The organism is Rapidithrix thailandica (genome assembly GCF_039710355.1).
GTDB classification, from domain to species: Bacteria; Bacteroidota; Bacteroidia; order Cytophagales; family Flammeovirgaceae; genus Rapidithrix; species Rapidithrix thailandica.
Map to the genome: position 1 here is coordinate 272,132 of NZ_JBDKWZ010000006.1, position 12,850 is coordinate 284,981.

Annotated in this window: 11 protein-coding genes and 2 tRNA genes; 7 read left to right on the forward strand and 6 right to left on the reverse strand. The window is 41.1% G+C overall.

Translation table 11 applies throughout. The features are described 5' to 3' along the window. Positions 1 to 446: 446 nt before the first annotated feature. Positions 447 to 1,535 (forward strand): AMP-binding protein, encoded by a 1,089-nt coding sequence (locus tag AAG747_RS12465; protein WP_346821506.1) that lies wholly within the window; start codon positions 447 to 449, stop codon positions 1,533 to 1,535. Positions 1,536 to 1,570: 35 nt separating this feature from the next. Here the strand turns inward: AAG747_RS12465 and AAG747_RS12470 are convergent, their stop codons facing one another. The 3 genes from AAG747_RS12470 to AAG747_RS12480 form a co-directional block, all read right to left on the reverse strand. Then, complete coding sequence (locus AAG747_RS12470; RefSeq protein ID WP_346821507.1) at positions 1,571 to 2,404, reverse strand: transglutaminase-like domain-containing protein; 834 nt, start codon at positions 2,402 to 2,404, stop codon at positions 1,571 to 1,573. 365 nt (positions 2,405 to 2,769) lie between these two features. Then, positions 2,770 to 3,150, reverse strand: a complete 381-nt coding sequence (locus AAG747_RS12475; protein WP_346821508.1) for a DUF1987 domain-containing protein — start codon at positions 3,148 to 3,150, stop codon at positions 2,770 to 2,772. A gap of 18 nt (positions 3,151 to 3,168) precedes the next feature. After that, positions 3,169 to 3,717: a DUF6272 family protein gene (locus AAG747_RS12480; RefSeq protein ID WP_346821509.1), complete on the reverse strand. Its 549-nt coding sequence runs from the start codon at positions 3,715 to 3,717 to the stop codon at positions 3,169 to 3,171. Between the two features lie 369 nt (positions 3,718 to 4,086). Between AAG747_RS12480 and AAG747_RS12485 the strand changes: the two genes are divergently transcribed. Continuing rightward, complete coding sequence (locus tag AAG747_RS12485; protein ID WP_346821510.1) at positions 4,087 to 5,106, forward strand: oxygenase MpaB family protein; 1,020 nt, start codon at positions 4,087 to 4,089, stop codon at positions 5,104 to 5,106. Positions 5,107 to 5,329: 223 nt separating this feature from the next. Here the strand turns inward: AAG747_RS12485 and AAG747_RS12490 are convergent, their stop codons facing one another. Next, positions 5,330 to 6,262 (reverse strand): hydroxypyruvate isomerase family protein, encoded by a 933-nt coding sequence (locus AAG747_RS12490; protein ID WP_346821511.1) that lies wholly within the window; start codon positions 6,260 to 6,262, stop codon positions 5,330 to 5,332. A 270-nt stretch (positions 6,263 to 6,532) separates the two neighbouring features. Here AAG747_RS12490 and AAG747_RS12495 point away from each other — a divergent pair, with 270 nt between their 5' ends. After that, a complete protein-coding gene (locus tag AAG747_RS12495; RefSeq protein ID WP_346821512.1) occupies positions 6,533 to 7,477 on the forward strand; it encodes an FAD:protein FMN transferase in 945 nt (314 codons plus the stop codon). A 57-nt stretch (positions 7,478 to 7,534) separates the two neighbouring features. Here AAG747_RS12495 and lpxB read toward each other — a convergent pair whose 3' ends face one another. Further along, the gene (gene lpxB / locus AAG747_RS12500; RefSeq protein WP_346821513.1) at positions 7,535 to 8,644 is read right to left on the reverse strand and encodes a lipid-A-disaccharide synthase; all 1,110 of its coding nucleotides are present in this window, start codon (positions 8,642 to 8,644) and stop codon (positions 7,535 to 7,537) included. 69 nt (positions 8,645 to 8,713) lie between these two features. Further along, positions 8,714 to 9,133, reverse strand: coding sequence for a 6-pyruvoyl trahydropterin synthase family protein (locus tag AAG747_RS12505; RefSeq protein WP_346821514.1), 420 nt, complete (start codon positions 9,131 to 9,133; stop codon positions 8,714 to 8,716). A gap of 161 nt (positions 9,134 to 9,294) precedes the next feature. On the opposite strand from AAG747_RS12505, the gene rfaD reads away from it, so the two are divergent. The 4 genes from rfaD to AAG747_RS12525 all read left to right on the forward strand — a co-directional run bounded on the left by rfaD (position 9,295) and on the right by AAG747_RS12525 (position 12,302). Next, positions 9,295 to 10,260 (forward strand): ADP-glyceromanno-heptose 6-epimerase, encoded by a 966-nt coding sequence (gene rfaD, locus AAG747_RS12510; protein ID WP_346821515.1) that lies wholly within the window; start codon positions 9,295 to 9,297, stop codon positions 10,258 to 10,260. A gap of 267 nt (positions 10,261 to 10,527) precedes the next feature. Beyond that, a tRNA-Phe gene (locus AAG747_RS12515) sits at positions 10,528 to 10,600 on the forward strand. Positions 10,601 to 10,683: 83 nt separating this feature from the next. After that, positions 10,684 to 10,756: transfer RNA gene (locus tag AAG747_RS12520), tRNA-Phe, on the forward strand. Positions 10,757 to 10,994: 238 nt separating this feature from the next. Beyond that, positions 10,995 to 12,302: a DUF3472 domain-containing protein gene (locus AAG747_RS12525; RefSeq protein ID WP_346821516.1), complete on the forward strand. Its 1,308-nt coding sequence runs from the start codon at positions 10,995 to 10,997 to the stop codon at positions 12,300 to 12,302. The last annotated feature ends 548 nt before the right edge of the window (positions 12,303 to 12,850 follow it).

The following is a 12,850-nucleotide window of genomic DNA, read 5'->3' on the forward strand; positions in this document are numbered from 1 at the left end:
TCCACTGTATTGATTGATAGTATGGTTTTTTATCAAATTCATTTTTTGCATTCTTTTGCCTTTCTCCGGATTGAGAATTTTACATTAACTTCGCACTAAATTCTTAATCCATAAGAATATTACAAAGAAGTGGTTTACACGTATAGTTTTTGACCAAAGATGGAATCAAAATCGGCTCATCAAGGCACTTTTTGAAGAGAATAGCCAACGCTATTGTTGCAAAAAGCAACACAGAGAAGGCGTTTTGAAACATTTTTCAGGAAAAAGAAAAAGGTTAATTCACTTCAAACTTAAAAAAGACAGAACCGCAAAAATTGTCTCTATTTTTCGGGTTTCTTCTTCGGAAAAGCTTTTATTTCTTTTTCCAGGTACTTCCTTTAGCAAACGGTATGCGTAATTTCAATTTTCGTACCTAATTGGGAATTCTAAAATAATTAAAACGCAAAATGAGATTTGTCCAAATTGAACAGCAAAAGATCACTTTTGACCAAATAGCTCTAAAAGACTATCAAGTAAGAGGTGACTACCATCAAAAAGTACTGGATTTTTGCCATGCATGGCTCAATGGACAAACGACTTTTACCTTGCATACTTCGGGCTCTACGGGCAAACCCAAACCCATTACCCTTCAACGGGAGCAACTACTCGCCAGTATCTGGATGACAGACCAGGCTTTGGGGCTTCAAGCCATGCACAATGCTCTGGTATGCATCAATACGGAATATATTGGAGGAAAGATGATGCTGGCCCGTTGCTTGGAACTCGGACTGAATATGTATGTGGTAAAACCTTCTTCTAATCCTTTCCAAGAACTTCCCGACAACCTGACAATTGACTTCTCGGCACTTGTCCCTCTCCAACTTCAACAAATTTTGGAGCATCCTCAAAGCAAGTATATGCTCAATTCATTGCAAAGTGTGATTGTAGGTGGCGCTCCGGTAAGTCAACAATTACAAAAGGAACTTCAGGCATTAAACGTATTGGTTTATCAAACCTATGGAATGACAGAAACCGTATCGCATATTGCCTTAAAGGCCCTTAATGGCAATTCTGCTTCAACCTTGTACCATACTTTGGATCAAGTGAAAATTTCACTGGACGAACGCAATTGTTTGGTCATTGAGGCCCCCAGTACAAATTTTGCTAAAATCATTACCAACGATGTGGTTAAATTACATTCGGAAAATTCGTTTGAGTGGATTGGACGGTACGATCATGTCATTAACTCCGGGGGAGTCAAAATCCAGTTGGAAGAAGTGGAACGAGCGGTCGAAAACCTCTTTGCCGGGGAAGGATATACGGCTAATTTTCTATTAGGGGCTGTTCCCGATCAAGCCCTTGGAGAGAAGTTGGTATTATTGATGGAAGATCAACCTTGGCCGCAAAAGCAACAAGACCAATTGACTCGCCAACTGCGTCAGAAGATGGATAAATACCACATGCCAAAGGCAATTCATTTTCTGGAAGAATTTCCTAAAACGGCCAGTGGAAAAACAGACCGCACCCGGGCATTCCAAGCAATAGAGCAAGACTAAAAGTAAAATTTACGCACACCGTTTTGCAGTAACTTTTACCGAAGTACTTCCAGTAGTTTTTTCAACTCCTCTACTTTTTGTTTGTTACCGGTTTTGGTAAAAGAAACAATCAAGTTATTAATCACCCTTCTGATAATATCAATATGGCTACAAGGTTCGTAGTAGCTTTCCACGGGTTGCATATTTAAATTGGCAATGTAATTATCAATATCTGCTTTGGAAAAAACCAACCCCTTGTTAAACACATTGATGTAAAAATGAGTATAGTCGTTTTTATAAGTCAGAATGAAGAGATTGGGAAGATTCACTCCGTAAATAGGCAATTTCAACTTGTTTGCAATCATCATATACACAGTACACAAACTGATGGGGTTGCCTTTACGGGTTTCGATCACCCGGTTGATCATCGAATTGCTGGGCGAGTGAAAGTTTTTGGTATCGGGCTTGAATTTCAATTTTCCATAGAAAATACTGTTCAGCATTTTCACTTGGTCAAAGGGCTGCATATCATACCGGAAATCCAACCAAGCCTCATAATAAAGCTGATCCACTTCTTTTTTCAAATCTTGGTAGGTGATGGTCGGGTACAAGTAGGTAGTAATGACCCACATCCCTTTCAATAAGTTCACCCCTCCTTTTTCATGCCATTGGCGCAGGCGGTTTACCAAGGTGCTGAGTTGAAGGTTATGGATAATATCCTCCAATCGCTGTTGTACGGCCGGATCTCCTTGTTTCTCCCAGGCATCTTCTAACAATGGAATCACCGGGTCCCCTAAAGACAACAACTTGCTTTCTACATGTGCCACGATTTCCGAATCGCTGTCGTCCAACAATGCCACTAATGCTTTTATTTCACTCTCTTTGATCATTCCGTCTGGGTTTGATTCGCGATTATAAAAAACTCCGGGAAAACCTCAAGTAGTTTTCATCCTTCTTGCCACATAGTTACTATTTTTTCAAGGTTTTTTTGACCTGAATGGAGTCAATCCGTTTAAGAGTTATATAATTACTAACGAAAAGGAATCAAGCCCTTTTCATTTACGCGTGATAATGTTTATTATGAAAAAAAATTCTCAGAGATTCGTTCAGATTCCAGCATCTACTAAGTTATTCATTTTTTGAAAATGATAACCTATTTCAAAAGTGGAAGTTTTGATCTTTCATCTTTACCGGGAGGGGAAAACACAGTGTAATACAAGTTTAAAAAACAGCCAATCCACTTACAATGAATCCCTTATCCTTTCACCGCTTTCATATGAATAGGGACTTTGATAATTTCCTGAAAGTCTTCTCCTGACTCCAACATATCTTCATCGTCTTTTTCATAATGCCAAACAATTTGCACAAGCCTGCCGATTGCCTGTACTTGTTCGAGTTTTCGGAAGATGTCCACCAAACATTTTGATGAACTGGTATTAAAGTATTCCAAATTCACCTTCAGGGTTGTTTTGTGAGCAGGTCGGTGGATATAGTGATCCAACCATTGATAGACCGGACGGTAAAACTGAGTGGAATTTTCGGGTACAGAACGACCGGCAATGATTAATTCCCCCCGTTTGGCCTGGAATTTTATTTCTGGTGTTTTGTTAGTCGATGCAACATAAAAATCTTTCATGACCCCTTTCAAAAAATATTATTTAATCGACACGGTTACTAACAACTTTAAAAACAAAGTCTCCTGGTTTTTAGTAGGTTTCACTTGGTATTGGATATTCTGCCCGGATTTTCGTTTGACATCGTAAATGCCCAATCCGGCACCCCCTCTGGCCGTAAACTTCCCGTTACCCAATATTTCCCGGTAAGCTTGTACCAATTGCTCTTTGGTTAGCCGGTTCACGATTTCAATCCGTTTGACAGCCGTTTGTACCTCTATGGGCAGGGCCAGATTTCCACACATGATTTCAATCGTTTTTCCTTTTTTCACAATTAAAAAATCCAAAAAGGCAAAACCATCTACCCTGGCCTTCAGATTTACTTCCATATTCTGCCTCACATTTTGCAATAATTCAATGATAATAACTTGAATTTTGCGTTGCAAGGACTTTTTGGGTACAAATTCTAAAATTTTAGACTCGATTAGAAAAAACAAATCATCATACTGCCGGGCAGTAAGGTGCCCCCGGTAAGAAAAAATTACTTTGGGTTTATCAGATTTATCAGTAGAGCCAAATAGAAATCCCAAGATGAATAATCAGTTGTCAGGTTAATAAACAATTTTCGAACGAACTAATTTAAGTAAATAAAGAATGGATTAATAGCGTAAAGTTTCTAATAAACTTTAATTATTCCAATTTTTTCTTAATAAAACCAAACTAATACCAGTTACACAAAGATATCGCTAATTATTTTATTTGTCGAAGTTCTAGTATTCTCCAGGGGATTTATGTAACTTCTCTTACGTTTTATCCAATAAATGTAATGAGCAAGTTTAAACTTGACCCTTTTCCGCTGGAAGATGTTGGGCTTAAACTTGCTCTGATGTGTTTATCCTAACAAACCGCCTATGCATAGATGTTTTACTTTTTAATTTTGAAACAAGCCCTCATGCATTATGAAACGGTTCACCAATTCCTTATTAGAGAAAGCCCGTTTTCAAGCTGACCCACTTGCTGACCAATTAATCTCACAGGTGATATTTGATGACCGACTTTCTCAATTATTCCAACTAAGTTCACCATATGACATCCAAAACTTGCCTGAAGAAGTCCGGGAGTACTTTCTGCAACCTACTCCGTTACCGGATTGGGCCGATGTCCGAAAAATAAAATTGAGTTCGCATTTTTTGGAACAACATCTGGAAATCATTTTAAACCTCTTAGGCAGCTACTCATTGCCCTATTGTTTTGCTGCGGCAAAAGGGGCCAAGGCCTTGCAAATAACCGGACAAATGACCCATAACACCGAGGCCCGTTTGGCTTATACCGCAGCGTTTGTCTTGACAACCCTGCACAGAGAAGCGTTACTTTCTCCGGAAAAAGGACCTTTTGCCATCAAAAAAATCCGTCTGATACATGCCCTTAACCGCTATCAAATCGAACAGTCCAAACAATGGTCCGAAGGCTGGGGTAAGCCCATCAACCAAGAAGAGATGAGTGGTACAAACCTGGCGTTTTCCTTGATAATTTTAAGAGGTTTGAGAAAACTGGGATATGTTATCAAAAAAGAAGAATCAGAAGCCTACCTGCATACCTGGGCCGTCATCAGTTATTTGCTAGGTGTTTCGGAAGAGCTGCTTCCTACCAACGGGAAAGAAGCATACCATCTGGAAAAGTTGATTGCGGGCAATCAGTTCCGCCCATCTGAAGCCGGGCAGGCACTTACAGCCTCTTTGATTTACAACCTGACCAAAGCCACTCCAAAATCCATCAATCAGGACCAAATCCAAGCCTATATCCGGTTTTTGGTGGGAAATGAAGTGGCCAATATTTTGGGCATTCCCGAAACCTATATTTTCTCCAGGCAAGTGCTAAGGGTTTCGCTCTGGGTTCAGAAATTTATGCTTCAGTTTTCTACCCTGTCCAGCTCCGATAAAGTCCATAAAAAGCTCCTGGAAATCAGAGCTAAAATTTAAAAGAAATGGTTCGACTTACCGAAGTGAATTAGTCGTTTTCTTTTTTTTGAAATGTTTCAAAAAGTGCCTTGATGAGCCGATTTTGATTCCATCTTCGGTCAAAAACTATACGTGCAAACCACTTCACCGGATAAAAAACAACCATTCTAACACCGGATAACAACTTTGGCTGTCCTGTATTAGAATGGTTGTACTGAAAAGCAAGTACCGTTATTTCAAAATTTTAAAACGTATCTACTTCTTTATAAGCATCGATCACACGTTGCTCCCCCTCTTTTCCGGATTGGGAATTACCGTGTTCCATCCCGACTATTCCCTGGAAATTTTTTCCATGAATATGTTTAAAAATATTGGTATAATTTATTTCTCCGGTAGTCGGCTCTTTTCTGCCCGGGTTATCCCCTACCTGAAAGTAAGCAACTTCACTCCAAGCACTGTCAATATTAGGAATGATATTGCCTTCCGTAATCTGTTGATGATAGATATCGAATAAAATTTTGCAAGAAGGGCTATTGACTGCCCGGCATACCTCATAAGCCTGTGGTATTTTTTTCAAAAACAATCCGGGATGATCACGGAAATTCAACGGTTCCAATACCATTACCAGCCCGTGAGGTTCCAGTATTTCGCAAGCTCTACGCAAAGCCTCTACCACATTTGCCGTTTGGTACCCCATGTCTTTACGTAAGTCTACATGCCCGGGTACTACCGTCATCCATTTGGCATTTACCCTCTTGGCAACTTCTACCGAGTCTTTAATATCTTTTAAAAACTCATCCAGTTTCCCTTTATCACCACTGGTAAGATTCGGTTCTTTCCAGTAAATTTGATGCGCAACAAACACCCCCATTTGCATTCCGGAGGCTTCCATTTGTTTGGCTATTTTGTCCTGCATGGACTTGTCCCGGCCTTTCATTCCGTTATCTTCCAATGCAGTAAATCCCGCATCGGCCATAAATTTCAACTGGTCTATCAGATCATTCCCCGCATAGTTTCGAAACATACCAAAATGAGGAGCATATTTTAGTTTGAACGAATGCTTTTTGACCAAACCAGGTACATACTCTCCCCCACTCGCACAGTGCACCATGCCTCCCGTAGCCATGACTGCCGCACCCGATAACATACTTTTTTTGACAAAATTTCTTCTTTTCATGCTCATATTTGAATTTTAACTTTTCAGAAAATAATAATCCTATCTTTCTTTTAGTAAAGCCGTTTTCTACATCTTTGTACTCATCAATCCATAAAGTATTGGCAGAATACACCCTTTTGCCTCAATAACTATCTTTAACAGATGTTCCGACTAGTAAATATATTATCAAAAGAGAAAAAAAGTAACAGAAGCATCTTGAGCTGTGCTTTCCTTTTTGCAAGCCTTCTTGCGGGCTTCACTTCCTGCCTCCCACAGAAGGCATCCACCGAAATGCCTCACTACTACCAATTCAGCCAACCTCAAATGGGCACTCACTTTACCTTTTATTTTTACAGTACGCTGGATAGCTCCCAAGCAAAAGAAGTTGCCCAAAAAGCCTTTGACCGGATCGCTGAACTCAATCAGGCACTCAGCGATTACCTTCCGGAAAGCGAATTAAATTTACTATGCAAACAAGCCGGAAGCGGTCAGTTTATTCCGGTAAGCAAGGACTTATGGCAAGTATTAGTCGCTTCACTTGAGGCCTCCGAATTATCAGAAGGAGCCTTTGATGTCAGTGCAGGACCGCTCATCCGGCTATGGAGAAGAACCCGGTATAAAAAGCAGTTACCCGATTCTCTCCGTTTATCCCAGGCATTTGAGAAAGTAGGGTATCAAAAAATTGAATTGGATGAAGCCTCCCGGTCTGTAAAGTTGACCCAACCTGATATGCGTCTTGATTTTGGAGGAATTGCCAAAGGATATACTGCTGACCAAGTAATCCGGGTTTTCAAACAACACCAGATCGAAGCCGTGTTGGTAGATGCCGGTGGGGATTTGACCATTGCGGCAGCCCCTCCCGGTAAAAAAGGTTGGGAAGTGACCTATGACGACTTGAAAGAAGGAAGCAAAACCCAACAGGTCCTTCTCTTATCACACTGTGCCGTAGCCACCTCAGGTGACCTGTACCAACATGTAATCATCGATGGGAAAAAGTACTCTCATATTGTCAACCCTTTCACCGGTATCGGGTTGACCAATCAAGTAACCGTAACCGTAGTAGCACCTACAGGAGTCCAAGCCGACTGGCTGGCTTCTACCATTAGCATATTGGAAAGTAAAACCCTTCCCCACACTATTGAGAAAATACCCGATACCCATTTCTTAATTTTAAAGAATACGGAAGATATCTTGACCCGGCAAGCGAAAGGTTTATTTGAAAAAGTAAAAAATTGAGGAGAACCTTGTGTGTATTATCAACCAACACAATGTTGTAGAGCTCAGGTCGCTTTGTTACCGGTTTTGTTCCTTCAGGTAGTTAATCATCAGAGAGGCTGTTCGTTGGCTGGTCCCTTCGGTTTTAATCAGGTCAATTAATTGCTGATAGTCTTCCATGATTACTTCCCGCTTCCCGTTTAATGCCGCATCCAATTCTTTACCCAGGTTTTCAGGGGTGAACTCTTTTTGAATCAGTTCTTTCACTACTTCCTTTTGAGCCAACAAGTTTACAAGGGAAATATACTTCACTTTTATGACTAACCTCCCAATAAAATACGTCAAACGGTTCATTTTATAACAAACCACCTCGGGAACTTTGAAAAGAGCCGTCTCCAAGGTAGCTGTTCCGGAAGTAACGACAGCCGCCTGAGCATTAGCCAACAAATCATAGGTGGCATTATACACGACCTTCAAGCCTTTGTCCAAAGCCGGTTGGTACATTTCCTCCGGCAGATTATCTACCCCTGCCACTACAAACTGATAACCGGGAAAGTCATCCACTACTTGAAGCATGGTTTCAAAGATAAATTTCAACTCCTGTTTGCGGCTTCCGGGTAACACGGCGATCAGAGGCTTTTCGGTCAGTTGATGCTTTTCCAGAAAACGGGAGTCCGCTTTAAACTGGGAAATGGCATCAAAAAGAGGATTCCCCACATAATCGACCTCCATCCGGAATTTTTTATAGAAGTCTTTTTCAAAATGAAGGATCACAAACATCCGGTCGATGTAGCGCTTTATTTTCCAGGCCCGTTTTTGGTTCCAGGCCCATAGCTTGGGGGAAATATAATAATAATTACGAATGCCATGTTTGTGCGTAAATTTAGCAATACGCAAATTAAACCCGGCATAATCCACGAGTATCACCACATCCGGCCGGTAGTCCAAAATATCCTTTTGACATTGTTTGATAAACTTCCGGATCGTCCGAAAGTTTACAATCACCTCCCAAAACCCCATAAAGGCCATCTCCCGGTAATGCGTTACCAGGTCCACTCCGGCTTTTTCCATTTCATCTCCGCCCCAACCTCTGAAGGTGGCTTCCGGGTCTAAGCGGCTGAGCTCCTTTACCAGGTTGGATGCATGCAAATCTCCCGATTTTTCGCCTGCAATGATATAGTATTTCATGTGGTGGACTTCGAGGGTTGAACAATGGAAAGACCGATTCCTGCCTGGACGGTCTCTTTACGTCTTTGTCTACTCTCCATAATACCGGACAAAGTTGTTCCGGGTTTCAAAGAGTTCGATACAATGTAACTGTACTTCCGGAGCAGCCGCGTTGATTTCCCTCACCAGGATTTCCCAAAATTCAGTCACCAGAATCTCACAGCTTGGCATTTTTCCTTTCAAAAAGCTGACATCCAGATTGAGGTTTTTATGATCCACCTCTTCGATGATATGCTTTTTGATGATTTTACTCAACAGTTTCAGATCCATCACCAATCCGGTGTCAGGATGGGGGGTGCCTTTCACGGTCACGATCAATTCGAAATTATGTCCATGCCAGTTTTCGTTGGCACAAGGCCCGAACATCGCTTCGTTCTTCTCTTTTGACCAAGCCTCGTTGTATAACTTATGAGCCGCATTAAAATGCTCTTTCCTACAAATATGTACCATACTAACCTGAATTATTCAATCAGCCGCAAAATTAGTAATAAAAAACATGAATACCGATGGATTGAGATGGCAGGGATTGGGGAATTCAAGGAAAATTCTGCCCAAAAAGCTATAAATTGCAAGCCAAATACAAGCTTGTTCAACATAAACGACAATATACAATGATCATAGTAACAGGAGCAGCGGGTTTTATTGGAAGCTGTCTGATCAGCCGCTTGAATCAAGATAATTTTAATGCTATCATCGCTGTGGATGATTTTTCCAACGCCGAAAAAAATAAAAACCTGGAAGGCAAAACCATTCAGGAGCGGGTTCACCGGGATGATTTATTTACTTGGTTAGACGAGCACAACGAACATGTAGAATTCATTTTACATATCGGTGCCCGTACCGATACCACAGAATTTGACCGGGATATTTTTGAGCGCTTAAACATCGAGTTTACCAAAAACACCTGGAAGGCTTGTTGTCAATACCAAATCCCATTGATTTACGCTTCCTCTGCGGCCACCTATGGTCTGGGAGAATTAGGTTATGATGACAATGAAGCCATCATTCCCCAATTAAAACCCCTCAACCCGTACGGGGATTCTAAGAACCTCTTTGATATTTGGGCTTTGCAACAAGAAGAAAAACCTTTTTTCTGGGCAGGTTTAAAATTCTTCAACGTATACGGCCCCAACGAATATCACAAAAGCAGAATGGCCTCGGTAATCTTTCATGCCTTCAACCAAATCAATGCTACGGATAAAATGAAGCTATTCCGCTCTCATAACCCTGACTTTAAAGACGGAGAGCAACAACGCGATTTCATTTATGTCAAAGATTTGCTGGATGTAATCCGCTTCTTAATGCATCACCGAAAAGACTCGGGCATTTACAACCTGGGAACGGGCAGCGCCAGAACCTTTTTGGATTTGACTAAGAGTACTTTTAAAGCCTTGGGCAAAGAAGAGGATATTGCATTTATAGATACTCCGGAAGATATCCGAGATAAATACCAGTACTTCACCGAAGCCAATATGGACAAACTTCGCAGTATTGGCTATACCAAGCCGTTTACCAGTTTGGAAGAAGGAGTGTCGGATTATGTAAAAAATTATTTAATGCCAGGAAAATACTATTAGTTTAACACCCGGCCCAAGGGTTAGGAGTTGGTCAAATCCTTGTAAAAACTCATACTCCACTCCTAACCCTTGTTTCTATATTATTTTTTCTTGTTTTTTTTTCAAGCATATAATATTCTGAAAACCATTAGCATTACCATACTTTCCAGCAATCACACCCCAAAAAACCATCAATATTTCTATAGAAAGATTTGGCAGATACCAATCCATTTTCTACCTTTGCATCGCCTTTAACAGAGAAAGGCACTGATAATACAAAAACATCCTGGTGATGTAGCTCAGTTGGTAGAGCATCGGACTGAAAATCCGTGAGTCGGTGGTTCGAATCCACTCATCACCACAAATACAATTCAACGGAATTGTATTGCATTTTTCACTTAATTTTAGAAGTATTTCTTTTAATGGGTACTTCCATCAAAAGATGGTGATGTAGCTCAGTTGGTAGAGCATCGGACTGAAAATCCGTGAGTCGGTGGTTCGAATCCACTCATCACCACTTCCCAATAAAGGCTTGTTGAATTGATCGGCAAGCCTTTTTATTTTTAACTCCTCCCATAGCACTTCACCTGTTTTTCCAGCCATCATTCCTGGGAAATCTTTCCGCTTTTTCAGATAATTCTCTTTAATTTGGGAAATGCGTTTATATTTGTTTGATTTATTGTGTACGACAACAATAAACCCTTACAAGTACTTAAGCAGGTTAACCCAATGCTTACACCCTTTACATTTATATTATGAAAAAAAACTTCTTTTACACATTGCTTGCAACATGCCTGGTACTTACAGCATGCAAGAATGATTTACCTAAACATCAATTTACAGCTTCGGAGTTGACCGTGGCCGTCCCTACCCGGGGAAACAGTTGGGTCCATGACCCCATTGAAGAAAACCAGAACATGATCACGGAAAACGGGATTCAACAATGGAAAAACCCCGCCAGCCAGATTCGTAGTTTTTTCCGGGTGGAAACAAGCGGTGAAATGCATTTGGGCATCCGGGCGAAAGTAGTTTCCGGGAGATCGACACTTAACGTTACCCTAGGCGATAATTCAAAAGAAATCACCCTAAGTAACACTGAATATGACACGATTCCCATCGGTACTTTCAACATCGCACAAGCGGGCTACCAAACGCTTACCATGCAAGGAATCAGTAAAACAGCAGACACTTTTGCAGATGTTAGCCATATCCTGATCGGAGGTCCGGTGAGTACTGAAAAAATGTATTTTGTAAAGGAGGACTTCTACTGGGGCAGGCGCGGGCCTTCCGTGCATTTAAGTTACCAGGTTCCTGAAGAAGTGAAAGATGTTGAGTGGTTTTACAACGAAATCACCGTTCCCGAAGGAGAAGACGTGATCGGGTCGTACTTTATGGCAAATGGCTTTGGCGAAGGGTACTTTGGCATTCAGGTAAACTCCGCTACCGAACGTAGAATTTTGTTTTCGGTGTGGAGCCCTTATAAAACCGACAACCCGGAAGACATTCCGGAAGACCAGCGCATTCAATTGCTCAAAAAAGGAGAAGATGTACATGCCGGAAAATTCGGCAACGAGGGTTCCGGAGGGCAAAGTTACCGGAAATACATGTGGAAAGCGGGCAATACCTATCGCTTTTTGTTAAGAGGTCGCCCATCCTCGGAAAGTACTACGGAGTACAGCGCGTATTTTTATGCACCTGAGATTGGGGAATGGCAGCTCATCGCCAGCTTTAGCCGCCCCAAAACCCATACATACCTCACTCGCCCTCACTCATTCTTAGAAAACTTCATTACCTCCAGAGGGCAAACCAGCCGCAAGGGCCATTACGGCAACCAGTGGGTGTGTGATAAAGAAGGTAACTGGCACGAACTGACGAAAGCAAAATTTACAGCAGATGCTACCGCCCGCAAAGACTCCCGTCTTGACTATGCCGGAGGAGAAGAAGGTGGCCGCTTTTTCTTAAAAAATTGTGGTTTTTTCAGCGAACGGACCGAGATGAACTCTTACTTCACCAGGGAAGCCACCGGACAACAACCGGAAATTGATTTTTCAACATTACCTTAAATTCATATAAAAACAGGGAGTATAGTAGTCAACAAACCTTAACACTATACTCCCTTTTGAAAATAACAACCTCTATAAGGTATTTTTTCAATCGCCTCTCTACTCTTTCTTCGTTCAAAGTGATCCTTTCTCTGAATCAAGTACTTACCTCTTGTTTTTTCCTCTTTCTGTACCCCATAAGTCAAAACCTGCCCTCTTCACTCAGAATGCATGTTTTTCGCTATAATTTGCTCGTTACAAAACCTTAATTATCTTTGTGCCATCGGTTTTTTTTTAAGAAGTTATAAAACTACTCTTCTGAAATTGGAAACCAACAACTTTGACAACTCAATTACATCCTAAACATACTACCAGACTTTCGTAAAACGGTCTGAGTTTTTATATTAATTAGCTAAAACCATATTGGGTGTGCTCAGATATGCTATCTGTGTTATCAAATACAGGTTCAAATTCCTCTTACTTAAACTAACTAAGGCGGTCTATACCTCCTACAATCTTCACCAGGCAAACCCAAAACTATCGCCATGAATTTTGCTACACAGAATTAA

Excerpts from the sequence above, each read along its gene's own strand:
- AAG747_RS12525 (WP_346821516.1), top strand. The coding sequence starts at position 10,995 with ATGAAAAAAAACTTCTTTTACACATTGCTTGCAACATGCCTGGTACTT.
- AAG747_RS12465 (WP_346821506.1), top strand. The coding sequence starts at position 447 with ATGAGATTTGTCCAAATTGAACAGCAAAAGATCACTTTTGACCAAATA.
- AAG747_RS12475 (WP_346821508.1), bottom strand. The coding sequence starts at position 3,150 with ATGAAAGATTTTTATGTTGCATCGACTAACAAAACACCAGAAATAAAA.
- AAG747_RS12505 (WP_346821514.1), bottom strand. The coding sequence starts at position 9,133 with ATGGTACATATTTGTAGGAAAGAGCATTTTAATGCGGCTCATAAGTTA.
- AAG747_RS12470 (WP_346821507.1), bottom strand. The coding sequence starts at position 2,404 with ATGATCAAAGAGAGTGAAATAAAAGCATTAGTGGCATTGTTGGACGAC.
- AAG747_RS12490 (WP_346821511.1), bottom strand. The coding sequence starts at position 6,262 with ATGAAAAGAAGAAATTTTGTCAAAAAAAGTATGTTATCGGGTGCGGCA.
- AAG747_RS12495 (WP_346821512.1), top strand. The coding sequence starts at position 6,533 with ATGCCTCACTACTACCAATTCAGCCAACCTCAAATGGGCACTCACTTT.
- rfaD (WP_346821515.1), top strand. The coding sequence starts at position 9,295 with ATGATCATAGTAACAGGAGCAGCGGGTTTTATTGGAAGCTGTCTGATC.
- AAG747_RS12485 (WP_346821510.1), top strand. The coding sequence starts at position 4,087 with ATGAAACGGTTCACCAATTCCTTATTAGAGAAAGCCCGTTTTCAAGCT.
- lpxB (WP_346821513.1), bottom strand. The coding sequence starts at position 8,644 with ATGAAATACTATATCATTGCAGGCGAAAAATCGGGAGATTTGCATGCA.